The sequence below is a fragment of the Acinetobacter sp. UBA5934 genome (genome assembly GCF_002430855.1).
Lineage (GTDB): Bacteria > Pseudomonadota > Gammaproteobacteria > Pseudomonadales > Moraxellaceae > Acinetobacter.
In genome coordinates this window covers 1-24494 of record NZ_DJDC01000184.1, presented here as the reverse complement: position 1 = coordinate 24494, position 24494 = coordinate 1, and the positions used below count along the sequence as shown (strand labels likewise).

At 41.8% G+C, this 24494-nt stretch carries 24 protein-coding genes and 1 pseudogene; 9 read left to right on the top strand and 16 right to left on the bottom strand.

All coding sequences use genetic code 11. The annotated features are described in order from the left end of the window. Positions 1–1092 carry a histidinol-phosphate transaminase gene (gene hisC, locus B2Y23_RS13410; RefSeq protein ID WP_291352389.1) on the bottom strand — a complete coding sequence of 364 codons (1092 nt, stop codon included), beginning with the start codon at positions 1090–1092 and terminating at the stop codon, positions 1–3. Between the two features lie 76 nt (positions 1093–1168). Next, a complete protein-coding gene (gene pheA / locus B2Y23_RS13405) occupies positions 1169–2278 on the bottom strand; it encodes a prephenate dehydratase (protein ID WP_291352391.1) in 1110 nt (369 codons plus the stop codon). A 607-nt stretch (positions 2279–2885) separates the two neighbouring features. Between pheA and B2Y23_RS13400 the strand changes: the two genes are divergently transcribed. After that, the gene (locus B2Y23_RS13400) at positions 2886–3404 is read left to right on the top strand and encodes a type 1 glutamine amidotransferase domain-containing protein (protein WP_291352393.1); all 519 of its coding nucleotides are present in this window, start codon (positions 2886–2888) and stop codon (positions 3402–3404) included. Between the two features lie 89 nt (positions 3405–3493). Here the strand turns inward: B2Y23_RS13400 and B2Y23_RS13395 are convergent, their stop codons facing one another. Both B2Y23_RS13395 and B2Y23_RS13390 read right to left on the bottom strand, forming a co-directional pair. Then, positions 3494–4636 carry an acyl-CoA dehydrogenase family protein gene (locus B2Y23_RS13395; protein ID WP_291371348.1) on the bottom strand — a complete coding sequence of 381 codons (1143 nt, stop codon included), beginning with the start codon at positions 4634–4636 and terminating at the stop codon, positions 3494–3496. A 152-nt stretch (positions 4637–4788) separates the two neighbouring features. Further along, positions 4789–6135: a dicarboxylate/amino acid:cation symporter gene (locus tag B2Y23_RS13390; RefSeq protein WP_291371346.1), complete on the bottom strand. Its 1347-nt coding sequence runs from the start codon at positions 6133–6135 to the stop codon at positions 4789–4791. A gap of 409 nt (positions 6136–6544) precedes the next feature. Here B2Y23_RS13390 and B2Y23_RS13385 point away from each other — a divergent pair, with 409 nt between their 5' ends. Then, complete coding sequence (locus tag B2Y23_RS13385) at positions 6545–7546, top strand: glycosyl transferase family protein (RefSeq protein ID WP_291371344.1); 1002 nt, start codon at positions 6545–6547, stop codon at positions 7544–7546. 302 nt (positions 7547–7848) lie between these two features. Here the strand turns inward: B2Y23_RS13385 and B2Y23_RS13380 are convergent, their stop codons facing one another. Together B2Y23_RS13380 and B2Y23_RS13375 are read right to left on the bottom strand one after the other, a co-directional pair. Then, on the bottom strand, positions 7849–8121 hold the full coding sequence (locus B2Y23_RS13380; protein ID WP_086199710.1) for a YeaC family protein: 273 nt from the start codon (positions 8119–8121) through the stop codon (positions 7849–7851). A 3-nt stretch (positions 8122–8124) separates the two neighbouring features. Continuing rightward, positions 8125–9066 (bottom strand): NAD(+) kinase, encoded by a 942-nt coding sequence (locus tag B2Y23_RS13375; RefSeq protein WP_291352404.1) that lies wholly within the window; start codon positions 9064–9066, stop codon positions 8125–8127. 409 nt (positions 9067–9475) lie between these two features. On the opposite strand from B2Y23_RS13375, the gene mrcB reads away from it, so the two are divergent. Continuing rightward, positions 9476–11869: a penicillin-binding protein 1B gene (mrcB, locus tag B2Y23_RS13370; RefSeq protein ID WP_291371342.1), complete on the top strand. Its 2394-nt coding sequence runs from the start codon at positions 9476–9478 to the stop codon at positions 11867–11869. 15 nt (positions 11870–11884) lie between these two features. Beyond that, a complete protein-coding gene (locus tag B2Y23_RS13365; protein ID WP_291371340.1) occupies positions 11885–12451 on the top strand; it encodes a tetratricopeptide repeat protein in 567 nt (188 codons plus the stop codon). 49 nt (positions 12452–12500) lie between these two features. Here B2Y23_RS13365 and B2Y23_RS13360 read toward each other — a convergent pair whose 3' ends face one another. Next, positions 12501–13400: an NUDIX domain-containing protein gene (locus tag B2Y23_RS13360; protein ID WP_291352407.1), complete on the bottom strand. Its 900-nt coding sequence runs from the start codon at positions 13398–13400 to the stop codon at positions 12501–12503. Between the two features lie 139 nt (positions 13401–13539). On the opposite strand from B2Y23_RS13360, the gene hemP reads away from it, so the two are divergent. Then, positions 13540–13710, top strand: coding sequence for a hemin uptake protein HemP (gene hemP / locus B2Y23_RS13355; RefSeq protein WP_291352409.1), 171 nt, complete (start codon positions 13540–13542; stop codon positions 13708–13710). Between the two features lie 69 nt (positions 13711–13779). Here hemP and B2Y23_RS13350 read toward each other — a convergent pair whose 3' ends face one another. The 4 genes from B2Y23_RS13350 to B2Y23_RS13335 form a co-directional block, all read right to left on the bottom strand. Beyond that, the gene (locus tag B2Y23_RS13350; protein ID WP_291371338.1) at positions 13780–15117 is read right to left on the bottom strand and encodes a sensor histidine kinase; all 1338 of its coding nucleotides are present in this window, start codon (positions 15115–15117) and stop codon (positions 13780–13782) included. Position 15118: 1 nt separating this feature from the next. Further along, positions 15119–15778 (bottom strand): response regulator transcription factor, encoded by a 660-nt coding sequence (locus B2Y23_RS13345; RefSeq protein ID WP_291371336.1) that lies wholly within the window; start codon positions 15776–15778, stop codon positions 15119–15121. Positions 15779–15930: 152 nt separating this feature from the next. Next, positions 15931–16293 carry a NirD/YgiW/YdeI family stress tolerance protein gene (locus tag B2Y23_RS13340; RefSeq protein ID WP_291371334.1) on the bottom strand — a complete coding sequence of 121 codons (363 nt, stop codon included), beginning with the start codon at positions 16291–16293 and terminating at the stop codon, positions 15931–15933. Between the two features lie 96 nt (positions 16294–16389). Continuing rightward, positions 16390–18147 carry a GspE/PulE family protein gene (locus tag B2Y23_RS13335; RefSeq protein WP_291371333.1) on the bottom strand — a complete coding sequence of 586 codons (1758 nt, stop codon included), beginning with the start codon at positions 18145–18147 and terminating at the stop codon, positions 16390–16392. Positions 18148–18395: 248 nt separating this feature from the next. Here B2Y23_RS13335 and B2Y23_RS13330 point away from each other — a divergent pair, with 248 nt between their 5' ends. Together B2Y23_RS13330 and B2Y23_RS13325 are read left to right on the top strand one after the other, a co-directional pair. Then, positions 18396–19655 (top strand): MgtC/SapB family protein, encoded by a 1260-nt coding sequence (locus B2Y23_RS13330; protein WP_409449753.1) that lies wholly within the window; start codon positions 18396–18398, stop codon positions 19653–19655. A gap of 198 nt (positions 19656–19853) precedes the next feature. Continuing rightward, complete coding sequence (locus B2Y23_RS13325; protein ID WP_291371331.1) at positions 19854–20846, top strand: hypothetical protein; 993 nt, start codon at positions 19854–19856, stop codon at positions 20844–20846. Between the two features lie 46 nt (positions 20847–20892). On the opposite strand, the gene tsaA is transcribed toward B2Y23_RS13325, so the two are convergent. Then, complete coding sequence (tsaA, locus tag B2Y23_RS13320) at positions 20893–21606, bottom strand: tRNA (N6-threonylcarbamoyladenosine(37)-N6)-methyltransferase TrmO (RefSeq protein WP_291371329.1); 714 nt, start codon at positions 21604–21606, stop codon at positions 20893–20895. Positions 21607–21711: 105 nt separating this feature from the next. Between tsaA and B2Y23_RS13315 the strand changes: the two genes are divergently transcribed. Then, a complete protein-coding gene (locus tag B2Y23_RS13315; protein ID WP_291371327.1) occupies positions 21712–22491 on the top strand; it encodes a ferredoxin--NADP reductase in 780 nt (259 codons plus the stop codon). Between the two features lie 62 nt (positions 22492–22553). Here B2Y23_RS13315 and B2Y23_RS13310 read toward each other — a convergent pair whose 3' ends face one another. The 3 genes from B2Y23_RS13310 to B2Y23_RS13300 all read right to left on the bottom strand — a co-directional run bounded on the left by B2Y23_RS13310 (position 22554) and on the right by B2Y23_RS13300 (position 23854). Further along, complete coding sequence (locus B2Y23_RS13310; RefSeq protein ID WP_312158727.1) at positions 22554–22736, bottom strand: hypothetical protein; 183 nt, start codon at positions 22734–22736, stop codon at positions 22554–22556. A 35-nt stretch (positions 22737–22771) separates the two neighbouring features. Beyond that, positions 22772–23026 carry a hypothetical protein gene (locus B2Y23_RS13305; RefSeq protein WP_291352427.1) on the bottom strand — a complete coding sequence of 85 codons (255 nt, stop codon included), beginning with the start codon at positions 23024–23026 and terminating at the stop codon, positions 22772–22774. 207 nt (positions 23027–23233) lie between these two features. Beyond that, positions 23234–23854 (bottom strand): cation transporter, encoded by a 621-nt coding sequence (locus B2Y23_RS13300; protein WP_291371362.1) that lies wholly within the window; start codon positions 23852–23854, stop codon positions 23234–23236. A gap of 79 nt (positions 23855–23933) precedes the next feature. Here B2Y23_RS13300 and B2Y23_RS13295 point away from each other — a divergent pair, with 79 nt between their 5' ends. Then, complete coding sequence (locus B2Y23_RS13295; RefSeq protein ID WP_291352429.1) at positions 23934–24347, top strand: MerR family transcriptional regulator; 414 nt, start codon at positions 23934–23936, stop codon at positions 24345–24347. Position 24348: 1 nt separating this feature from the next. On the opposite strand, the pseudogene B2Y23_RS13290 reads toward B2Y23_RS13295, so the two are convergent. Further along, a pseudogene (locus B2Y23_RS13290) lies at positions 24349–24494 on the bottom strand (arsenical resistance protein ArsH); the annotation flags it as partial.

The window sequence follows — 24494 nt, the reverse complement described above, 5'->3', positions numbered from 1 at the left end:
TTATGCAACAGCCTCTAATTCAAGCACCTTAGCCAAAGCAGCTAAGAACTTTGCATTTTCCGCTTCAGTACCAATGGATACCCGCAGATGATTGGCTATACCGACCGGACGTACAATCACACCTTCTTTTAATAAGGCATTAAAGGTTGCTGCCGGATCTGCCTGTACATCGACTAAAATGAAGTTGGCACGGGAAGGAACATAATTTAAGCCCAGTGCAGCAAAGCCCTGTTCCAGCTGTTTCATGCCGGCTTTATTCACTACACGTGATTGCTCAATAAAGTCTTCATCTTTCAGTGCAGCAACCGCAGCGACCATGGCTAAATGGTTCACGTTAAACGGCTGGCGAATACGGTTTAAGAAGTCAGTAACCTCTTTCGATGCCAAGGCAAAACCAACACGCAGCGCTGCCAAACCATAACATTTAGACAAGGTACGGCTGACAATAATGTTTGGATATTGTTCTAAGAATTTTAAGCTATTAAAGTTTTCCGGGAAATATTCCACATAAGCTTCATCCAGAACCACAATCACATTGGCCGGAATTTTTTGCATGAAGGCTTCAAATTCAGCTTCTTCAAACCAAGTTCCGGTCGGGTTGTTTGGATTGGCAATAAAAATCAGTTTGGTATTGTCTTGAATTGCCGCAGCCATAGCATTCAGATCATGAGCAAAACCTTTGGCCGGTACTTCAATCGCTTCTGCATTAATCGCTTGAGTGACCAAGGCATATACGGCAAATGCATGCTGGCTGTAGATCACAGAATCTTTTTCTGATACGAATGCACGGGCAAACATTTCCAGTAAATCGTTTGAACCATTACCCAAAGTAATACGGTCAGCAGTCACACCGAATTGTGCCTGAATCTGGTCTTTTAAAATAAAACCGCCACCGTCCGGATAGCGGCCAATTTCAGCCAGTTCAGCTGCCACAGCCTGTTTGACTTTGTCAGAACAGCCCAACGGATTTTCATTCGAGGCCAATTTGACAATATCAGTAATCCCTAACTCACGCTCAAGTTCACTAATAGGTTTACCTGGTTGATAAGGCTTTAACTTTGAGATGCCTTCATTGGCAGGGACAAACGACATGTTACTCTTCCAGCTATTTCAAGTGATAAAAGGGATCAGCTTAAAATTAAAAAATTAAGCCGATCACCACAGTGATTTATAAAACTGCAATAGGATATGAACCCAATACTCGAACTTCTTTCACCAAAGGACGAATTTCTTCAATCGCCGCTTTGACATTGTCCTGATCAACATGGCCTTCTAAGTCAATAAAGAACACATAGGCCCATTTTTCAGGCAATGCAGGACGGGTTTCAATACTGGTTAAACTAATGTTGTGTTTGGCAAAGGGTGCCAGAATTTCCAGCAAGGCACCGGCACGGTCATGCGCTGAAATCAGCAATGAGGTTTTGTCATTACCACTTGGCGGTACTTTTTCACGGCCAATCACCAGGAAGCGTGTGGTATTTTCCGGATTGTCTTCAATATTGCTGTGCAGGATTTCCAGGTCATAAATATTGGCAGCCACTTCGGACGCAATTGCAGCTGAATGCCATTCATTGCGAATACGGCGTGCAGCTTCAGCATTGGAACTTAAAGCCACCCGTTCCACACCCGGATAATGTGCATCTAACCAGCCACGGCATTGTGCCAAGGTCTGCTGATGCGCATAAATCTGTTTAATGCTGTCTTTACGGGTATTCGATGAAATCAGGAACTGGTGATGAATACGCAGCTCAACTTCACCAATCACGTTTAAGTGGGAAGATTTGAAACAGTCCAAAGTATGGTTCACCACACCTTCAGACGAATTTTCAACAGGGACTAAACCATAATGCGCACTACCCGCTTCGACTTCACGGAAAACTTCATCAATGGTTGGAAGCGGACGGACAATGGCATCCTGTCCGAAATGTTTCAATACGGCTGAATGGGTATAGGTACCGACAGGCCCCAGAAAAGCAATACTTTGTGGAGCTTCCAATGCCAGACACGCAGACATGATTTCACGGAACAAACGCGCCATGGTGACATCCGACAATGGCCCTTCATTACGCTGCATAACATTGCGCAAAACTTGTGCTTCACGTTCAGGACGGTAAAACAATGGATTCTCTTCAGCTGCAAATTTTGCTTTTGCCACCGCTTCAGCTAATTTTGCGCGTCGGTTAATAAGCTGTTGAATCTGTTGATCTACAGAATCAATATCCTCACGGATTTGAGCAAGGTCAAGAGAAGTCGTCGTGTTTTGATCGTCTTGGATCATTGTTATGTTGCCCTTCAAAAACGTTATGCAAACAGTATAACAATAGTTAGCTTTCAAATGTTACGCAATAAGACTTTGATTGATTCAGTCTTAAAAACATACAGTTGATTTAATCAGCAATTTTATTCTCCATGTTTTTGCAATGAATTTTTAAAATTAATGACCTTTTACCCATTTGATCAAAATTGAAATGCAACTGTAGATTTCTAATTCGGCCATCGGGCTGACGATTTTATGTATCTTCATTGAATAAATTTATCGTTATTTGCAAATAAGCTCATCGTTAAAAACACTTAATACTGTGCCGTTTTTATTCCTTATAAACGCTGTAAAGACTACTCGACTACAATCTAATTCCAAAATTCAGAGAGACAGATGAAACGAACTTGCAAAGTCAATCATCGGAAAAATTCTACGAGCCAGATTTCGACATAAGTAGAAACAAAAGTTTATCTCTTATTTTTTTAATTTTTACAAATACTTATGAATATATAAAAATATTTATCTACGTCAATTTTATATATGCAAGAGTAATTTACCAAACTCCATCACAAAAGTTTAATGTTTAATTTATAGTCTGTGAACAAAGCAATTCGGAACAACAATAATGTCAAAAAGAATCGCAGTTTTAGTGACTCATGATTTTGAAGATGTTGAATATTCAGAACCCGTGCACGCCTTTCGCGCTGCACGCCATAGTGTTTTAAATATTGAAAACAAGGCAGGCAATATTGTCTATGGTCATAAGCGCAAGTCCGCTGTGACTATTGACCAAAGTATAGATGATGTCACCGTACATGATTTTGATGCCCTACTTATTCCTGGCGGATATTCTCCAGACCGACTGCGTGGTGATGATCGCTTCGTGGATTTTGTGCGGAACTTTGCCCATGCACAGAAACCTATTTTGAGTATCTGTCACGGTCCGCAGTTATTAATTACTGCCAAAGTCGTAAAAGGTCGCTTAATGACCACCTTTAAAACGGTCGCAAAAGATCTGATTAATGCCGGTGCAGTCTATTATGATGTTGGTGTGGTCAATGATAATAATCTGTATATTTCATCGCGCTCACCTGACGATTTACCCGCTTTTATTGAAGAAAGTTTAATGGTTTTAAATCAATAAAAAAGCACCCTGCAAAGTCAGACTTGGCGTCCAGCTTTTAGGGTGCAGTTCTGCTTCACTCTTTTTTATTGCAGCTTGTTATTGATGAATTAACGCCCCAATAAACTACGCGCCACAATCTCTTTCATAATTTCATTGGTTCCACCGTAAATCCGCTGAATTCGGGCATCTACAAAGAAACGTGAAATTGGATATTCTGTCATGTAGCCATAACCGCCAAACAGCTGTAACAGCTTATCCGCTATTTTCATCTGCATATCGGTTGCAAAACTTTTTAAGGCTGCGGCAGTTTCTACATCCAGTTTACCTAGCATATAAAGTTCAACATTTTGATTATAAAAAGCAGCGGTTGCCTGCTCCTCTATTTTCGCCTGAGCCAGAACAAAACGGGTATTCTGGAACTGGCTAATCGGCTGGCCAAAGGCTTGGCGTTCTTTCACATAGGCAATGGTGACATCAATTGAACCACGAATCGCACCAATCGCTGTCGCGGCAATGGCGGTACGCTCACGTGGCAATTCCTGCATTAAATAGGCAAAACCTTGTCCTGCCTGCCCCAGCAACTGATCTTTAGGCACCTTGATATTATCGAAGAATAGCTCTGAAGTATCTTGTGAATGCAAACCAATTTTGTTGAGGTTGGTGCCCTTTTTAAAGCCTTCCAGATGGGTATCCAGCAGCAACAAAGACACTCCTTTTGCACGAGCTTGCGGATCCGTTTTAGCTGCCAAAACCACCAGGTCAGCATGTTGACCATTAGAGATAAAGGTTTTGGAACCATTCAGCAGATAATGATCGTCCTGCAAGATGGCATTGGTACGCATTGCTTGCAAGTCGGAACCGGCACCCGGCTCCGTCATGCCAATCGCACCAACCACTTCACCGGTCACCATTTTTGGCAGCCAGTACTGCTTTTGCTCTTCCGTTCCAATATGCAAAATATAAGGTGCGGCAATTTCAGAGTGACATGAAATCCCGGTTGATATGGCGCTATATCCGGCACGTGCAGACTCTTCTACCAGCATCAGTGAATAATGTGTCGGAACGCCATAACCGCCATATTCTTCCGGTACATCCACACATAAGAAACCATTTTCGCCCAGCAAATTCCAGATCGAACGAGGCATAATGCCTTCCTGTTCCCACTGTTCATAATGCGGTGCAATATGCTCATTCAAAAAGCGTTTGAAGTTGTCACGGAATAATTCTAAATCAGCATCATAAGCCAACATATAGCGTCCTTGTCTTTCGTCATTGTTATTTGTTCTACTTTGCTATCCTATTCATTTTATTAGGCTGTGTCATGAACTATAACGATCTTATTTTATGACTTTAAGGTCAATAAAAAAGGAAGCCGAAGCTCCCTTTTTACAATCAGAATCGATTAAGCGTGCGCTTGATTCGCTTCTTCCTGCATTTTTTGGTCAACCATTTCAGGATTGTTTAATGCTTCATTTAACTGAGCCGTGTCTAATTGACCCACCCATTTCGCAACCACAATTGTCGCCAATGAGTTACCCACCAGATTGGTCAAGGCACGTGCTTCAGACATGAAGCGGTCAATACCCAGAATCAATGCCAAACCTGCTACCGGGATATGTCCAACCGCAGACAAGGTTGCTGCCATAACAATGAAGCCAGAACCTGTTACACCCGCAGCCCCTTTAGAAGAGATCAACAGCACCGCTAAAAGCGTAATTTCATGAGCCAGATCAAGCTGGGTATTGGTGGCCTGAGCAATAAAGATTGCAGCCATAGTCAGGTAGATTGAAGTACCATCCAGGTTAAATGAATAACCTGTAGGAATCACCAGACCCACCACAGACTTTTCACAACCCGCAATTTCCAGTTTCTTCAACATACGTGGCAGTACGGATTCAGAAGATGATGTACCCAGTACAATCAATAACTCTTCTCGAATCATACGGATCATTTTCAAAATACTGAAACCGCAGAAACGTGCAATACTACCCAATACAATGAAAATGAACAGTAAACAAGTAATATAGAAACAGATGATCAATTGAGCTAACTGAGCCAGTGAACCAATACCGTATTTACCAATCGTGAATGCCATCGCACCAAATGCACCAATCGGCGCAAGTTTCATGATCATGTTTACGATGTTAAAGAACACATGTGAAATTTGATCGATGAATTTAAGGACGGGTTTACCTGCATCGCCTAATTTATGTAATGCGAAACCAAACAGCAATGCGAATAAAAGGACTTGAAGAATTTCACCTTCGGCAAAGGCACCGACCACCGTATTCGGAATGATGTTCATAAAGAAATCAAGTGTCGATTGAGATGCACCGGACTCTACATACTTCGAAATACCTGAGGTATCTAAAGTTGCAGGATCGATGTTCATACCTACACCCGGTTTTGCAATATTGATCACCACCAGACCGATAATTAATGCAAGTGTTGATACTACCTCGAAGTAGAGCAGCGCAATACCACCTGTTTTACCCACAGATTTCATGCTTTCCATACCTGCGATACCGCTCACCACAGTACAGAAAATCACGGGTGCAATAATCATTTTGATGAGCTTAATGAAAGCATCACCCAATGGTTTTAATTGCTCGCCCAAGCCGGGAACACTTTGCTTAACGCCGTCAACAATTACAGATGAACTTGGGTAAAAATGCCCAACAATCACCCCCAAAATAATGGCAACGATTACTTGAAAATACAGCGACTTATAGATTGGTTTTTTAGCCATGACATTACTTCACGATATATTTCTTAATCAGAAATATTCAGATTTTGTCTATTTTCAAAAAATAAACAGCCCAAAACTCCTTTATCAAAGATAAAAGAGCACCAAAGTATCAAGAAACCCTCAATACTGTAAGAAACTAAATATGTAAATGTGCTCAAAAAGCACATTAGGCTCTGATTAAAAGTCAGAGGATTGATCAGGAGATGAACACATATTAAAACTAGGTTAAATTTTACCTGTTTTTTAAAGCTTTGTTTTGCCTCAAATGTTAAATTAGGTTAAATAATACACAGCACCTCTTAGACTATGGTCTAACTGACTCAAATTTAATCCTCAAAATCATGCAGAAAAATAGCCAGTATCAAAGTAAACTGTAGCCATTGATCAGGGTTGATGCTGAAATTGCACTATGAATACCAAACGAAATATATATAAAGATTTTGAACATCCTTTTGCTCAGTTTGTTCGTATTGTGGGAAAAGGAAAAAATGGTGCCCGCTCCCTGACTTTTGACGAAGCCTATCAAGCATTCAGCATGATCTTAAAAGATGAAGTCTTGGATGTGCAGTTGGGTGCCTTCTTGATGCTACTTCGTGTTAAAGAGGAATCTGTAGATGAGCTGGCCGGCTTTGTACAGGCCACGCGTGATCAGCTCAATTTCAAAACGCTAGATGTAGGCCTGGACTGGTCTTCCTATGCCGGCAAGCGTAAACATTATCCCTGGTTTTTACTGGCTGCGCTGACCTTAGCCCAACATGGCTACAAAGTGGTGATGCATGGTGCATCGGGACATACCATTAACCGTCTTTATACCGAACAGGTATTGGAATATCTCGGTTATGCTATTTGCCAAAATGACACAGATGTGGAACAACAATTACAACAACGCAATTTTGCCTATATACCATTAGAAGCAATTTCTCCGATTTTGAGTGATTTGATTTCCTTACGTAATGTAATGGGCTTGCGCTCCCCTATTCATACTTTAGCGCGTCTAATTAATCCATTTAATGCCAAAGCCACCATGCAGGCTATTTTCCATCCGGCCTATCGTGCCTCACACCAGCAGGCTGCGTTTAAACTGGGCTATCAAAATAGTGCGGTGATTAAAGGTGAAGGTGGTGAGTTTGAGCGTAATCCGGATGCCAAGACCTTAATCTGCGGGATTAAAAATGGCGAACTGTACGAACATGAATTGCCTAAACTGACCGTAAGCCGTAGTCCAATTGAAGAAGAACTCGACTTGGCAGTTTTTAAAGCGGTTTGGGAAGGCAAGCAGCATCATGAATATGGCGAAATTGCAGTGACTGAAACCATGGGAATTGCGTTATATACCCTGGGTGCTTGTGATTCGTATGATGAGGCAATGCTAAAAGCCAAAGAGCTGTGGGCAAACCGAAAAATTATTTGATTAGGTTTGTAGATAAATACCCGAGTAAGTAATGCTCTATTTTGCCTTATTGTTTTTCAAACTCTAAAAAAAGCATTTAATCACATGAGATCGGCAGGACGCCGATCGTTGTGCTGTGATACAAGGATGTATCATCAGCACAACAAAGGGTTTTGTTTACTTTTGCCCTGTCAAAAGTAAAAATCCTGCCTACACAAAGTCTCCTGAAGGCTTGAAACTTTGTGTGGCCGTGATGTGCTTTAATTTAAGCTAGGAATCAATAAAAAAGACACCGCAGTGTCTTTTTTATTGCACATAAATATTTAAACAAAACGAATCGGCTTAAACTCTTCATCTTGCTTTGGATCATGTGAATCGCAGTGTTCATCTTCTTCTTTGGTACCACGGTCAATATAGCCACTACGTTCAGTTTCAGGCAAATTTTTCATTTCCCAAGCATAAACTGCCTGCATACAGGTCTGACGCTGCTCTTTGGTGAGCGCTACGCCATTTGGCCATTTACCAATTTCCACTGCTGTCTTTAAACGCGCAACAATTTCAGGATCGAGTACGGCCAGCATTTGTTCAATATTCATCATTTAATCCTGCTGTTGTAAAGAGTCAAAATCTTGATTCCAACCCAGTTTGGTACGACAAGCGATATAGAAATCATAACCGGGTGGATGAAGGAGATTCAATTTAAATGGATGTTTACGGATATGCAAACTATCCCCAACACTGAGTGAAACACTGTGTTGACCATCGGCACTGACCATCGGCAAGACACGATTTTCACGAATAATAATCTTAATTTCGCTATGTCCACCGACCACAATGGGACGTGAAGACAAGGTATGCGGATGCATCGGCACCAAAGAAATGGCATCCATACTTGGGTGGATAATCGGTCCACCACCAGAAAGCGCATAAGCGGTAGAGCCTGTAGGGGTCGAAACAATCAAGCCATCACTATGCTGACGATAGACATACTGACCATCAATATTAAGTTCGAAGTCAATCATATGCACCGACTTGCCTGAATGTAGAACTACATCATTCAGGGCAATGGCATCATAAATACTTTCACCTTTGGAACGGATTTCCATTTCCAGCAAGAACCGGCGATCGAGCTGAAACTCGCCTTTTAGCACCTGGTCCAGTTTAAAAATAACCTCGGTCGGCTTGATATCGGTTAAAAAGCCCAAACGACCACGGTTCACCCCAATGACAGGGGTATTATGTCTGACCAGGGCACGTGCAGCATGCAGTAAAGAGCCATCACCGCCCACCACAATCACCAGATCTACCACTTCACCGAGTAAACTTCGGCTTACTGTTTGTGTGTTGCTATACGGGACTAGCGCTGCTGTTTCCGAATCAAAAACCGGATGTAAACCTAAACTTAAAAGATGGTCATGAATAAGACTTAAAGTTTCCACGACGGAGGATTTATCTGGACGGCCTATTAATCCAATGTTCCGAAAAGTTTTATGTGAAATTTGCACCTGGGTCATCGCTCCGCTACGATTCCTGCCTATCATAGCATTAACCCTGTTCATTTTAAAAAACTTTCAGTTCAGATTGCGCTGACAATCTTGCGAATTCAAAGGCTCAGCCAGTTTTTAGTCTGCTATTCAGGTCACTTTATTGGGTATGCTGGCATGACTAAAATCGGCATGGGTTTTTAGAATAAAAGTCATCCAATTTACAAAATTGCTTGTATTGGAACAACTTAGATACTGAATACTGTGGACTTGCTTTAATATGCACATATTCTTTGCAAATCCGGTTTTCATATTGAACAGAATATCTTTTATAAAATCAAAAACTCATTACAAATATTTTGTGCAGCTTATTATTATATTTTATCTCCATTCACAGATTAATTATTGCAAAAAAATGAAAAGCTTCGCATGATTAGCACAATTTATTTGGATCTTATAATCATTGATGAAGTCTGAACGCGGCATCGGTTTACTGGCTCTTATTTTTTCAATAGTAGTCATTGGCGTCTTCTTAGTTTTTAGTGTCTATTTAATCCGGATGGACAATATTGTACGTAATAAGTTTGAAGGACAACGCTGGGATATTCCGGCAAAAGTTTTTGCCCGTCCTTTGGAAATTTATACCAATGCACCCGTCAACCAGACGGACTTCACTCAAGAACTCAAACTTCTGGGCTATAAGAATTCTGATAGTTATGCCCATTCTGGCAGTTATGTCACTTCCGGTGATGCCCTGTATGTACATACCCGCGGCTTCGACTTTGGTGACAGCGTTGAACCCGAGCAAGTATTAAAAGTCACTTTTAGCGACAATCAGATTGGTGAAGTCAGTGCGACTAAACCGTCTTCTACCGGTATTGCACGTTTAGAACCTTTACTGATTGGCGGAATTTATCCACAGCATAATGAAGACCGTGTGCTGATTAAGCTCAATAGTGTGCCTAAACCGCTCATTGAAGCCCTGATATCAACTGAAGACCGTAACTTTTACCATCATCATGGCATCTCGGTTCGTGGTACAGCACGTGCTGTAGTCAGCAATATTACCGGTGGCAAACGTCAAGGTGGTTCAACCCTGACCCAGCAGCTGGTGAAGAATTTCTATTTAAGCCCAGAAAAAACTTTAAAACGTAAAGTCAATGAAGCTCTCATGGCGATGCTGATTGAACTTCATTATGACAAAGATGAAATTCTGGAAGCGTATTTAAACGAAGTGAATCTGGGACAAAATGGCAATTATTCCATTAATGGCTATGGTCTGGCATCACAGTTTTATTTTGGCTTACCGCTACGTGAACTGAATATTGCTCAACAGGCTTATTTAGTCGGTTTGGTACAAGGACCTTCCCTGTTTAATCCTTGGAAAAACCCGGAAGGCGCCAAAAAACGCCGTGATATTGTATTAAACAATATGCTGGTGATGGGCTATCTGACCCAAGAGCAATTTGAACGAGAAACTGCTCGTCCATTAAATGTCATTGCCAAGCCAACCTTGGGACCTGCCCGTTTCCCGGATTTCATGGATATTGTACGTCGCCAGCTACGCACTGAATATCAGGAAGGCGATCTGACCAATCAGGGCCTAAAAATCTTTACCACGCTGGACCCGATTGCCCAAACCAAAGTCCAGGAAGCGTTTAAAGCCTCTGTTTCACGTTTAGCCGATGCCAATCCAAAACGTTTAAAAGACTTGCAGGGCGCTGTTTTAATTTCTCATCCTGAAAATGGTGAACTGGTTGCCGCTTTAGGTTCTACCCAAGACTTTACCGGTTTTAACCGTGCCCTGGATGCAAAACGACAGGTCGGCTCTTTGCTTAAACCGGTGATTTATTTAAGTGCGATTGAATCTGGGCGTTATAACTGGGCTACACCGGTTGAAGATAGTGCATTGAACGTTTTTAGTGAAGGTAAAAACTGGACACCTAAAAACTACAGTGGTGGTGAGCACGGGATTGTTCCGATGTCCGAAGCACTGGCAAACTCCTACAACCTGGCAGCCGTACGTTTGGGTCAGGAATTTGGCATTTCGACCTTTAGCAATCACCTGAAAAAATTTGGCGTGACTTCAAATATTCCAAGCTACCCATCGATTTTCCTCGGTGCAATTGATATGTCACCGATGGAAGTAATGAGTATTTACGGCAATTTTGCAACTGGCGGTTTCAAATATCCAATCCGGTCTATTCGCTCGGTGGTGGATTCCAACGGACGCCTGCTGGACCGTTATGGTTTAACGGTACAAAGTACAATTGACCCCTCTGCAGCTTATATTCTGAATTATGGTCTGCAACAGGTCATGAGTTCTGGTACGGGGCGTGCAGCTTATAGCGCTTTCCCTCCCGACTTAAAACTGGCAGGTAAATCCGGTACCACCAATGATACCCGTGACTCATGGTTTGCAGGTTATTCAGGTAATTATGTCAGTGTAGTCTGGCTCGGTCTGGATAATAACAAGGTCACTGGCTTAACCGGTTCTTCGGGCGCACTTCCGGTCTGGATTAACGTGATGAAACAGTTGCGTCAAAAACCGGTGAACTTGCGTCAGACCGAAAATGTACAGTGGCAATGGATTGACCGTTCTAGTGGATATTTATCTGCACAAGGGTGTGAAGGTGCCATGTACATTCCATTGCTGCGCAGTAATATGCCACGCCAGGCCACTGCTTGTGGTCTACCGAGTTATCAGGTAGAGCCTGCTTACAATCCTGATACTGAAAATAATCAAGCACCTGCTGAACAAAACGATAGTATTGAAAACTATATTCGTGAAAGTGACACTGAAATGCAGAACCATGGTTCTGATAACCGGGTCATTTCAAGCGGTAGTTATGACAATTAAGAGTGAAAGTTGAGCATGAGTGGGCATTTTAAACGGTATAAATATGGACTAATCGCTTTAAGTTTAATTGGGTTTGCAGGCTGTGAAAGCCTGCCTGCTCCCGAGAGCAAACAGCCCCCGAAACCCGTACCCGCACAAAAACAGGATGTTAAAACACCCTCGGGTGTGGTTATCACGCCTTATGAACGTGAAGAAATTCAACGTAAAAAGATGCAGGTGATCGTTCCTGCTCAACAGCGCAAACAGCAGTTTGAAGATGGTCGCCGACTTCCGGCATTTCAAAAACTCATGCAAAAAACCCAACTCGCCTATAAGCAAGGTCAATGGAATGAAGCAGAAGCTGCTGCACTGCAAGCACAGCGTTTGGCACCGCAGTCCGCTGAAACCTTCTTGTATTTAGCGTTAATTGCCAATAAAAAGAATCAGCCTGCAAATGCTGAAGCCTTGGCGAAACGTGGCTTAAGTTATGCACAAACCAATGCCATGAAGAAACAACTTTGGCAGGTCATTTTGAAAACCGCACAGCAACGAAAAGATCAAAAAACCATTCAACAAGCGCAAAAAGCCCTGAAAGGCTTATAAGCTTGAGGATATATTGAACTGCTTGTCTCAATATATCCTTCCCTCTATTTTATAAAAAGCGCATCCCGGCAATGCCATAGGCACCCTGCTCTTGAGCACCCGCAAGATCACCGGCCTGCAAGCCTCCCAAGGCAAAAACCGGCAGATCAACTTGTGAAACCCAGTTCTTGAACTGCTCCCATCCCAGTGCTACCACTTCAGGATGGGTTGCGGTAGGCAATATCGGACTCAGCAAGATTGCATCACACCCTATCTGTTGCGCTTGCTGCATTGACGCCAGATCATGGCATGCCGCAAGGTAACGTTTACCGAGCTGTAAATCACCCGGCTTTAAAGCCATAAGTTGTGACTGTTTTAAATGAATGGCGGAAATGACTTGCTGTTGAATCGAGTTTAATTGCTGGTACAGATCAACATTTACAATCAGCCGCGATAACTTTTCAACACTTAATTCTGAAATTTCAATAATTTCTGCTTGTGTTCCCTCAACACGCCAATACAGTAACTGGTCTTGTCGCAACTGCTTGAATGTTTCGAGCTGATCTGAGATTTTAATTTGATGGGGCCAGTACAAACGCTGAATCATGGCTTGGTTAGCTTTGGGAAAATTTAGATTCAACAATTCTTCACGGCTATACCAGCTCCAGGGCTGTTGAATCTCGTTCAATAAAGCTGCCGGTACGCTGGCATGAAATAAGTGCAGTTTCACAATCACATCTTCATATTCATGAACAATCACATCAAACGCGTGCCAGTCATGCAGACCAATACCGACTTCCTCATAAATTTCACGGCGACAGGCGGCTAAAGGGCTTTCGCCTTCTTCAACTTTTCCTCCCGGAAATTCATGTTTATTGCCCTGATGCTGTTTTGCTTCACGCCAGCCCACCAGCACTTTGTTTTGATGCAGTAAAATTGCAATGGCAACATGAATTATGGGTTTAGACATTGCCTGTTCCTCAGCATGAAAATATTACAAAGTGTAAGCAAATTTAAGTTTTTTATAAAATCTTAAATAATCCATTGACAGCTCTATTCGATAATGATTATCATTTAAACCATTCAATATATACCACGGAGTCGAAGGAATGAACGCACCATTTAGCTTGTTTACCCGTAATCATGACACAGCTCACTCACTACCGATGTTGCACTCGAATAACCTGTTTTCTTTAGGTCGAGAAATCCGGATTATGCATGCCGGAGAAGAATACCGTCTACGCTTAACCCGTAATAATCGTCTTATTTTGACCAAATAAAAATAATTCACTCAACAAGAATAAACGTGGAAACAAGCAGTATGAGCGCAAACATACTGCTTTTTAGCGCTACATATTCATTAAAAATTTCAGCTCGACTTTTAACCCTCCATACGCCGATTTGGAAAAGTGAATTTCTCCTGCATGTAATTCAATAATCTTTTTACAAATTGACAGTCCCAGTCCTGAACCTTGGGTTTTGGTACCCAAAGCCCGATAAAAGCGCTCACCTAGCCGTTCTAAAACCTCATCTGTCACGCCCTGTCCATCATCTTCAATAGTGAGGCTGATATATTGCTGCTTTTGTTGCATATCAATAAATATATGACCATTTTGCCCTGCATAACGAATGGCATTATCAATCAGGTTCCGAATACAGCTAAAGATTAGCTTTTCATTTCCTATGATATAAAGCTGAGGTAAAACCTGAGTCTGGATCTGAATGTTTTTATCTACGGCAAAGGGCTGTAAGGCTTGCAGGACCTCGTTGATCATAATATTCAAATCAATATTAGTTTTAGGCAGCTGCTGGATATTGGTCGGATCCAGTCTTGCCAGTAACAGCAGGTTTTCTAAAACTTGTGTACCGCGATTGACATCATTTTGAATACTAACCAGCTCCTGCGCCAATTCCGGATATTTACGTTTAAGTACCTGTAAACGCATCTGGATGGCGGAAAGAGGTGAACGTAACTCATGCGAGGCATCTGCGGTAAAGCGCTGTTCTGCCACCAAGGATTGTTCCAGTCGCTGTAATAAGCGGTTCAGCTGCACGACCATCGGTTGTAATTCTTTGAACTCGGGCACCTGCTGCTGGATCGGACTAAGATCATCGACATTTTTTTCTGCAATGTTTTTAGACAGTTGCTGAATCACTTTAAATTGACGTTGCACGGCGAAATGCAAAATCAGCCACTGAACTAACCAGAGCAAGATTAAAATCAGGCCATAGCCCATCACATTTTGAGCCAGATCCTTAAAGCGCTCTCCTATCGGCTGCATTACCAGTACCGACATATTCAGATCAGCATCTTCAGCGGTGTAGATACGCCACAATTGCTGATCCTGCCAAATCAAGTCATAGCCTTGAGCTGAATGATTTTCAAGCTTTGAAGATAGATGGTTCAAATGAAAATTTTTTGATTCAGCCAGTACCTGTTGCTGATCTTTTAACTGGTACTGAATATCAAATTCATCACTGAGTTCATCGACCTGTTGCCCTGAACTCCTGGTTACATCCGAAATCAACAGCATATCTGCAATTTCATCCATGATCTGGTCTTGCACCTGCATGGTCTGGTACAGCGAGATTCCTACAAAAAGCAGCAAGGCCAATATCCCAGCCAGCATTGAACTGAATAATGAGGTCTTGATTAACTGTGTTTGTAGAGAAATGCGGGATGACATATTAATCCTGACTCATGCGATAACCCAAACCACGCAGGGTTTTAATATATTGGCTGCCAATCTTTTTACGTAATTGATAGATAAACACTTCTATGGCATTGCTTTCGATTTCATCACCCCAGGCATAGAGTGATTCTTCCAGTTGTTCACGGGTGACCACCTGTTCCGGCCTTTGCATCAGCTTATGTAGAATCTGAAATTCTTTGGCGGTTAAATTGACGGTTTGACCATCTTGAGTAAGCGTCTTGCCTTGTGAATCTAAAACCAGATTTGCATATCGCAAATATTGATCGGCACTGCTTTGATGTTGTCGTAATTGCGAACGCACACGTGCAGAAAGTTCTTCCAAGCTAAAAGGTTTGACCAGATAATCATTGGCGCCCAAATCCAGCCCTTCAACGCGGTCATGAATACTGTCACGCGCAGTGATAAAAATGACAGGGGTTTGTTGCTGCTGCGCACGTAAAGTTTTAAGAATCTCATCGCCCGTGGCTTTAGGTAGGCCGCGATCAAGCAGAATACAATCATACTGATGCTGTTCAATGGCTAAAATGGCGTGATCACCACGCTCGACCCAGTCAATATTATAGCCATCCATTTCTAACCATGTTTTGATGCTCTCTGCTTGGGAAGCATCGTCTTCTGCCAGTAAGATTCGCATGTATTGTTCTCAAGTATTTGGCACGTTGTAGTTTTAACATAGCATGTTTTTAAAAAGCAGCTTAAATCAAAAAGACCACATGAATCATTCATATGGTCTTGGGAAGAGGCTATGTCAGCCACTGATCACTTTATTTTAACTACTCAATGTTCTTAAAATTGAACCGAATCAACATCAATCTCAACACGTTTCGCTGGTTTGTAGTCGATGTCTACTTCACCTATAAGAGTTACAGGTGTCTTGGCATTCACGGCTTTACCGTGCCATAACTCATCATCAATCTCGACCGTAATCGTACCGGTATTGTCACGGAACTGGTATTTTTCATCACCTACCGATTTCACCACATAACCTTTTAACTGTACTTTGCTGTCATCTTTCAAGGTTAGAGCCTGTTTAACCGTGGTGGTTTTTTGTGGTGCAATTGCAGTTTGATTGATTGCGGTATTGGCCAAAGCAAAAGTAGATGCACCGACCAGACACGTAATTAAAGCTGCTTTAGAAATCATGTTCATTGTGACGCCCTCATCTTTGTCTATCATTTCGATAGGGTTATTAAAACAAACCAAGATGAGGTGAATCTTAAGATTTCTTCATTTTTAAACAATATTTCAATTCAGCGGCACAACACGTAACACTTCTTCCAACGTGGTCATGCCTGCCAGAACTTTGCGAGCCCCTGCAATACGAAGCGGTTCAACGCCCTCTTTCTTCGCCTGATCACGGAGCTGGTTTAAAGTCGCATCTGCACCAATCAGCTGTTTGGTCGCCAGACTTAAAGGCATGAATTCATAAATACCGACACGACCTTTATAGCCTGTATGGCGACATTCTTCACAACCCACCGCCTGAAACACGAAGTTTGGCATTTCCAGTGCATAATCAAAGGTTAAATGCTTCCACTCCTGTTCATTAATAAAGGTTTCTGCTTTGCAATGCGGGCAAAGTTTACGTACCAGACGTTGTGCCAGTACTCCCAGTATCGTGGCTGAAGTTAAAAATGGCTGCACCCCTAAATCATGCAAACGGGTCAGACTCGATGGCGCATCATTGGTATGCAAGGTCGATAACACCAGGTGACCGGTTAATGCGGCCTGAATCGCCATATTGGCGGTATCCTGATCACGAATCTCCCCCACCATAATAATATCCGGGTCCTGACGCATCAGGGCACGAACTCCATCGGCAAAACCTAAATCAATGCCCTGATTCACCTGCATCTGGTTAAAGCTTGGTTCCAGCATCTCGATCGGATCTTCAATGGTACAAACATTGACTTCTTCAGTCGCCAGCTGTTTCAGCGACGAATATAGCGTCGTGGTTTTACCTGAGCCGGTCGGACCTGTCACTAAAATAATGCCATGACTGTGTGCAGTTAAAGCCTGCCAATCATTGAGTAAACCGCCCTCAAAACCTAGCTGCTGAAAACTGCGGACCAAGACTTCCGGATCAAAAATACGCATCACCATTTTTTCGCCAAAAGCCGTCGGCAAAGTGGATAAACGCAGTTCAGTTTCCTGCCCTTTAGGCGTTCGGGTTTTTAAACGGCCATCTTGCGGTTTGCGTTTTTCCGCCACATTCATGCGTCCCAGGATTTTAATCCGTGAAATCACGGCGGTCAGGGTATTGGCGGGCATTTTATAAATGGTATGCAATACCCCATCAATACGGAAACGCACCTTACCTGTATCTTTACGGGGCTCCAGATGAATATCACTTGCGCCCTGTTCAAAAGCAAACTGCAATACCCAATCCACCAGCTTGACAATATGCTGGTCATTGGCATCCGGGTTTTGTGTATCGCCCAGTTGCAATAGCGCTTCTACGCCTTTGTTATCACGGTCATAAGCACTGTTTTTTTGCGATGAATTAACCGCCCGGCTCACCTGATAGTATTCCACCAGATAGCGCTGCAACTGATCCGGGCTGAGCAATACACGCTGGATTTTCTTTGGTGCAATGCTATGTTCAAGATTGGCCACCCATTCCGTTTTAAAAGGTTGGTCGGTGGCGATCAGGACTTTATCCGGCTGAATTTCGACGGCCAAAATTTTATTACGCACGGCAAATTCTTGCGACATAATATTGGTCAAAGCACCCACATCGGCCTTTAGGGGATCAATAATATAAAAAGGAATATTGGCTTTTTCTGCAATCCACTGGCACAGACGGTTTAAGGTCAGGGTACTTTGCGGATGAGCCTGATCGATCAGATTAAAGTGTGCAATCCACTGCAAAGGATGCCATTTCAGTTGCTCACGCTGACGGTGTGTGGTTTGGATCAAGAGCTTATTGCGCTCGGTAATCCGTCCATCTTTTTGTAGTTGTTCCAGACACCAGGATGTATCCATTTCAAAATTAAACTTCATTGTTATATGCCCCAAAACATTCACCCACTATAGCAAACTAAACTTGATCTCGCTTCAGTCCGGTTTAGAAAAATATTCACCCTATCTTTTTCTAAACTGATCGATATGTCCGTTTACTTCAAAATAAACGATAGCCTGCTTTGATGAGGATTATGCTTTTACTTTCGGACATTTATAGCCAATAATGCCAAATATGCCGTTTAAGTTAACAGCTGAGTTTCCATTGCCCAACCGAGTGGATGAATCCTGTGAATAATATGCTGAATCTGTCCCTGCAAACGACGTCGTTCCAAGAATTGCTGATGATTATGGCAGCGGCCTTGGGTTGTGGCTTGCTGATAGGTCTGGAACGTGAACGCAGCAAGCAACGTGAAAACCAGCATAGTTTTGCCGGGGTACGTTCGTTTGCAATCTGCGCTTTACTGGGTGCCTTATGTTTTGCTTTTGGTCATATCTTTGGCGTGATTGGTGCACTGATTGTTGGCGGTATCGGTATCTTTTCACTGAAGAACCAGTTGCAAGATCCTGGGGTCACTACCGAACTGGCTTTCGTCATGACTTATTTTATCGGTGCACTGTGCGTCTGGAATATTACCCTGGCTGCCAGTCTCTCTGTAATACTGACCTTCATTTTAATGATGAAACGTTCTATGCATGGGATTGCCGGAACATGGATTACCGGAGCAGAACTTAAAGATGGCGTATTTTTACTGGCGCTGATCTTAATTGCCTTGCCGCTGACCCCCGATACGCCTTTATGGGGCAATGTGCTTAATCCACATATTATTTTAAAACTGCTCACCCTGATTCTTATCGTGCAAGCATTGGCACACATTGCCAAGCGCTTACTTTCCAGTAAAAAAGCGCTGATGCTTTCTTCAATCGCTTCCGGATTCGTATCCAGTACTGCAACCATTGCGCATTTAGGCATACAGGTCCGCAATCAAGAGGCCGATGCCCGCTCCAATGCCGGTGCAGCACTGATGTCATGTATATCTACTTTGGTACTTTTATTGATTGTGGTAGGCGGTGTCTCTTTAGGCTGGCTAAAGCTGCTGACATTTCCTTCACTCATTGCTATCGCTATTTTAGCATTATGCGCTTACTGGCTTTTACGGAAAGCAGAACCGGTCGAAAAAGCAGAACCGGTAGATAGTGCCATGTTTAGCTTAAAAGAGGCAGCCATTATTGCGGGAATGCTAACGGTCATTCAGGCAGGTGTGCATGGCTTGGAACTTTTACTCGGTGATTCCGGTTTAATTGCAGGTACACTGCTGGCGTCATTGTTTGAAATTCATGCCGCTGCGGCCGCAGTAGTTGTTCAAGGTGAACCTACAAATAGCAGTTTACTCTATGCAATGATGTTAGGTCTGGCTGCCCATGCCGTCTCTAAATCCATTAATGCAGCCCTAAGTGGAGGATTAAAATTTGCACTATATTTTGCACCGGTGCAAATTCTGCATATGACCGTTTTAATCGGGATGCTTTGGTGGATGGTGCAGCGTTAAGTTGAATTTTATTATTAACTATTATTAATCAATTAAAATATCTCTTTAGTTAAATTTAAAATAATGATTTTATTACTATTTTTAAATGTAACAATTAATCATTTACATGATTTAATTAATAATTAATGATTGACGTAATTTTTTATCTCTTAAAACAAAACTTAAATTTTTTAATCAACAATAAGGGGGCGTTATAACATGAAACTTAAATATCTGAGCTTAGCAATTATCACAGCATTCACTTTGACTGGCTGTGGAGGCGGCGGAGGTGGCTCAGACGGCGTCTACCAAGGTATAGATTCTGGATCTGCCGAAGGAAATCAAAATTTTCAACAATGGCATTATTTTGAAATTGAAGCTGGCTATGCAGTCAATGAACCACTTGAATTTGTTCATAATACCTTTACTCTTGATCAGGGCAACGTATATGTTCAAGATGACTCGCCTACACCAGACAATGACATTCTTGTTACTCAAGATGGTGTTTATCAAGATTTAGGACCAAAAAATTCCAAATATGGATATTTAGCAGGAACAGGATCTCTAAATAATTTAGTGTTTACACATAAGCCTTATTCTCCTGTTGGCTCAACCGGTCTTATATTTAACACAAATTTCAAAAAAATTGACCTCAACGGCAAAAATGCTTTAGCGACATTAGAGTCCAGAGATCAATGGGATATTGTAAATAATTCAATTCCAAATATTTCTGCACAGCGCCTTGCTTATTATAATTCGGTCAAAGACCTAACTTTCCCTGCGGGTGCATATTGCTTACAAGTTAGTATTCGCAGCAATAATCAAGAGAATATTTATCTCTACACGGGCAAGAGTGACAAAAAATTCGCTTTTGATGATTATGCAGCAGACTATGCCCAAAATGACAAGCACATCTTTAAGAAAACCTATAAAGATACCATTGCCTACTTATATTCCGATGATGGTACAGAGGCAGGCGCAACTTATGGCGCTGCTGAATATAAGGGGAACTACTATGGTGCTGGGCGTTATCTGAAAGGAGTTGAATACAGCTTGGCGCAGTACATTCAAGAACAAAAAGATAAGTTAAGCAGCAATTTAAATGAGTCAGAGCGCAAACTGGCTATCGAGGAAATTGAAACTTTGAACAATGAATGTAGCTGGTATAATGACACTGCAGCACAGTTTATTCAAAATTCAATGAAACCTTAAACTGCTCAAGCGAGTGATATAAAAAAGGAGCTTAAAGCTCCTTTTTTTAGGTCAAAATTTCAAGAATTTGCACCTTACTGTCATCAACCTTGAACTTCACATTCAAGTCAGCAAATAGCATTCCATACACTCTATCTGCATCATTTTGATAAGCCGGTCTTGGATCAAGTGATAAAACCTGTTCCAATTCATTCACGATTTGACTCGATAACTTATGACATTTCATTAAATCCTGCTTTTGTTGCTCGGCCTTTTTTGTCCAAATAACCGTCATTCGTTCAGGCTCATCCTGTGCATAACCACTTTGTGCCGTAACCACAGCATCAGAATATTGAATATAGGGTTTAATATCAACAATCGGCGTGCCATCCAGCAGATCACTGCCCATCACATATATACGTACAGACTTGCCGACTTTCTTTACTTCTTTTAGCTGCACAACTGATAAACCGATTGGAGATGGACGATACATACTGCGGGTGGCAAAGACGCCGATTTTTGTATTTCCCCCCAAGCGCGGCGGACGAACTTGTGGTCTAAATTTTTGACTTTCCTGCTGATTTTTATTGTCATGGAACTGCCACAACAACCAGAGATGACTAAACTCCTCGATTCCTTCAAAAGCCAGTAAATCATTATAAGGTTCAATCATTTCAATATAGGACTCAACCTGCACCAGATTGGGTTGTCGTGGAATGCCAAATTTTTCTTTATAGGGAGATTTCATATACCCGATTATTGGCATTTTAAGCTCAGTCATAATCACTTTTTCTGATAAGTTCAATTAAATATATTCAGTTTATCGAGAATGTTTTTAGATTAGAATAGTAAGCTGTTCTAATTTGATAACTTATTGAGACCTTTAATGGCTGCTTTCAACGTCGAAAAGATTACTCACGTCCACCACTGGAATGACACTTTATTCTCTTTTAAAACAACTCGTGATACAGCATTACGTTTTAAAAACGGACAATTTGTGATGATCGGTCTTGAAGTGAATGGTAAGCCTTTAATGCGCGCTTATTCAATTGCAAGTGCTAACTACGAAGAAGAGTTAGAGTTTTTCTCTATTAAAGTGCCAGATGGTCCTTTAACTTCTATTCTGCAAAAAGTAAAAGTTGGCGATGACATTCTGGTTTCACGCAAACCAACCGGTACTTTGGTTCTAGACGATTTAAACCCGGGTAAAAACTTGTACCTTCTTTCTTCTGGTACTGGTCTTGCGCCGTTCTTGTCTGTAATCCGTGACCCTGAAACTTATGAACGTTTTGAAAAAATCATTGTGGTTCATGGTACACGTTTCATTTCAGAACTGGCTTACCAAGACTTGATCGAAAACGAAATTCCAAACCATGAATTCTTCGGTGAATTAGGCGCTAAAGAAAAACTGGTGTATTACCCAACAGTTACTCGTGAAGATTTCCATACTCAAGGCCGTGTAACCACTGCCATTGAAACTGGTCAATTGTTCGAGAAAATTGGTCTGCCACGTTTCAACCCGGAAACTGACCGTGCAATGTTATGTGGTTCTCCTGCATTCCTTGACGACGTTGCTGCACTTCTTGACCAACACGGTCTAAAAGAATCTCCTAAAATGGGTGTTCTTGGCGACTACGTGATTGAACGTGCATTCGTTGAAAAATAAGATTCTTTGAATCATAAAAAACCGAGGTGAATGCCTCGGTTTTTTTAAATCTAAGGATTTAATTATTTACCTCTGCCTTCTTGATTAGCTTGCCCAGTACAACCTGCACCGCCACCAATCACAAAGCCAAGTTCTGCTTTACATGAACCAATCATGCGTCCATTAGAATCAAATGTGGTTACTGTTGAAGCACAGCCTGATAATAATACAGCAACTGTCAAAGCCAATAAGCTCGAAATTTTCATCATGTTTTTCCCTACTATAAAATTTTTAAAAATCATTAATTATCTAAAAGTATAATTTTCGATGATTTAGGGGGTTGTGGTAACAATCCTGAATTTTGATCGACGTTTGAATAATCCACGCCTTCAGAATTGGCCCCACCGTAACAAATTGCGCGAGCCCCCAATATAAAACCCGAAGTGGCTTTGCAGGAACCAATCACTTGACCCGTTGCATCATAGGTCACCACTTTCGCGCTACACCCGGTGATTAACACCACAGTACCCGCGCATAAAATTTTAATTAATTTCACTAAACCCCCTACTAAAATTCTCTAAAACGTCCAATTTATTTTGAGAAATTATTTACATTCCTTATATTTAGTTTGAATTCTATCAAAATGTTTTTATTTGTAAAGCAGTAAATATTATGTGAATTGGATATGTATTCTTATTTAGACATGATTTTAATTCATATAAAAAAGCCGCTCTTAGGCAGCTTTTTATAAGAACTTTATTATTTACATAACTACGTACTTATGCTCTTTCCGTTCCTGCAATGCTTTATTAATCACCCGATAGCCTGCGGATAAACCGAGTACTGACATAATGATTGCCACGATAATATCCGGCAACATGCTGCCCGTACCAAACACTCCTACCGCGGCTAAAATCACTGCAACATTCCCAATCGCATCATTACGGCTACACAACCAGACCGATTGCATATTGGAATCGCCATCTCTAAAAGCATATAAAAAGGCAGCTGAAACCACATTCGCAATTAAAGCCAACACCCCAATAAGTCCCATGGTAATTGCTTCAGGTGGAATCCCTTGCATATAGGCATAAATCACTTTGCCCATGACCACAAAACCGAACACAGCCATGGTGATGCCTTTGAGCAAGGCAACTGTTGCTCTCCAATATAAACTCATGCCCAATACGGCAAGTGAAATAGCATAATTCACCGCATCGCCAAAGAAGTCTAAGGAATCCGCCCAGAGTGCCGATGAATGTGCATAAGCCCCACCAATCAATTCAATCAGGAACATGGCCAAATTAATAAATAATGCAATCCATAAAGCGGTACGAAATTTACTGTTCATTTTTGGCGGTTCAGGTGTGCAACAGCAAGCCATATTTTTCTCCATTACTTTCAACATCTGATGTATTATTCTTATTCAAAACTATGGACTAACTCCAAGGTCAAGCCATCCCATGAAATCAGATAAAAAATATTTAATTAAAGATTTGGCCAATAGGACTCAGCTCAGCACTGACACGATCCGTTTTTATGAAAAAAGGCAGCTGATCCAGCCGAGTTTTCGGGCAGCCAATAATTATCGTTATTATGATGATGAAACACTGAAACGGCTGATTTTTATCAAGCGTTGCCGTGCACTGGATATGTCGCTCAAGGAAATTGAGTTATTGATTCAGCTTGAACAAAAACCTGAGCAAGACTGTTGTGTAGTGAATAACGTTATTGATGAACATTTAAGCCATATTGAGCGCAAAATTTCCGAATTGCAAAAGTTTCAGCTGCAACTGCAACAACTCAGACAATCTTGCGCTACCCAAACCACCATTGATCATTGCCAGATTTTAAAACGGCTGGAATCTGCTGAATGAATCAGATGAACTTTTGATTCACCCGTTTTGAAAGTTCAGCCGCAGATTCTTTACGTTCTGAATAACGATCGGTTAAGTAACCGGCCTGTCCACGCGTCAGCAAGGTGAATTTATATAACTCTTCCATTACATCGACAATCCGGTCGT

Bases quoted from the DNA above. Each gene is read 5' to 3' on its own strand.
- B2Y23_RS13295 (WP_291352429.1), top strand. From the start codon at position 23,934: ATGAAATCAGATAAAAAATATTTAATTAAAGATTTGGCCAATAGGACT.
- B2Y23_RS13335 (WP_291371333.1), bottom strand. From the start codon at position 18,147: ATGAAGTTTAATTTTGAAATGGATACATCCTGGTGTCTGGAACAACTA.
- B2Y23_RS13340 (WP_291371334.1), bottom strand. From the start codon at position 16,293: ATGAACATGATTTCTAAAGCAGCTTTAATTACGTGTCTGGTCGGTGCA.
- hisC (WP_291352389.1), bottom strand. From the start codon at position 1,092: ATGTCGTTTGTCCCTGCCAATGAAGGCATCTCAAAGTTAAAGCCTTAT.
- B2Y23_RS13350 (WP_291371338.1), bottom strand. From the start codon at position 15,117: ATGTCATCCCGCATTTCTCTACAAACACAGTTAATCAAGACCTCATTA.
- mrcB (WP_291371342.1), top strand. From the start codon at position 9,476: ATGAAGTCTGAACGCGGCATCGGTTTACTGGCTCTTATTTTTTCAATA.
- tsaA (WP_291371329.1), bottom strand. From the start codon at position 21,606: ATGACTGAGCTTAAAATGCCAATAATCGGGTATATGAAATCTCCCTAT.
- hemP (WP_291352409.1), top strand. From the start codon at position 13,540: ATGAACGCACCATTTAGCTTGTTTACCCGTAATCATGACACAGCTCAC.
- B2Y23_RS13380 (WP_086199710.1), bottom strand. From the start codon at position 8,121: ATGAATATTGAACAAATGCTGGCCGTACTCGATCCTGAAATTGTTGCG.
- pheA (WP_291352391.1), bottom strand. From the start codon at position 2,278: ATGATCCAAGACGATCAAAACACGACGACTTCTCTTGACCTTGCTCAA.
- B2Y23_RS13310 (WP_312158727.1), bottom strand. From the start codon at position 22,736: ATGAAAATTTCGAGCTTATTGGCTTTGACAGTTGCTGTATTATTATCA.
- B2Y23_RS13365 (WP_291371340.1), top strand. From the start codon at position 11,885: ATGAGTGGGCATTTTAAACGGTATAAATATGGACTAATCGCTTTAAGT.
- B2Y23_RS13360 (WP_291352407.1), bottom strand. From the start codon at position 13,400: ATGTCTAAACCCATAATTCATGTTGCCATTGCAATTTTACTGCATCAA.
- B2Y23_RS13325 (WP_291371331.1), top strand. From the start codon at position 19,854: ATGAAACTTAAATATCTGAGCTTAGCAATTATCACAGCATTCACTTTG.
- B2Y23_RS13400 (WP_291352393.1), top strand. From the start codon at position 2,886: ATGTCAAAAAGAATCGCAGTTTTAGTGACTCATGATTTTGAAGATGTT.
- B2Y23_RS13345 (WP_291371336.1), bottom strand. From the start codon at position 15,778: ATGCGAATCTTACTGGCAGAAGACGATGCTTCCCAAGCAGAGAGCATC.
- B2Y23_RS13385 (WP_291371344.1), top strand. From the start codon at position 6,545: ATGAATACCAAACGAAATATATATAAAGATTTTGAACATCCTTTTGCT.
- B2Y23_RS13395 (WP_291371348.1), bottom strand. From the start codon at position 4,636: ATGTTGGCTTATGATGCTGATTTAGAATTATTCCGTGACAACTTCAAA.
- B2Y23_RS13315 (WP_291371327.1), top strand. From the start codon at position 21,712: ATGGCTGCTTTCAACGTCGAAAAGATTACTCACGTCCACCACTGGAAT.
- B2Y23_RS13300 (WP_291371362.1), bottom strand. From the start codon at position 23,854: ATGGCTTGCTGTTGCACACCTGAACCGCCAAAAATGAACAGTAAATTT.
- B2Y23_RS13375 (WP_291352404.1), bottom strand. From the start codon at position 9,066: ATGATAGGCAGGAATCGTAGCGGAGCGATGACCCAGGTGCAAATTTCA.
- B2Y23_RS13390 (WP_291371346.1), bottom strand. From the start codon at position 6,135: ATGGCTAAAAAACCAATCTATAAGTCGCTGTATTTTCAAGTAATCGTT.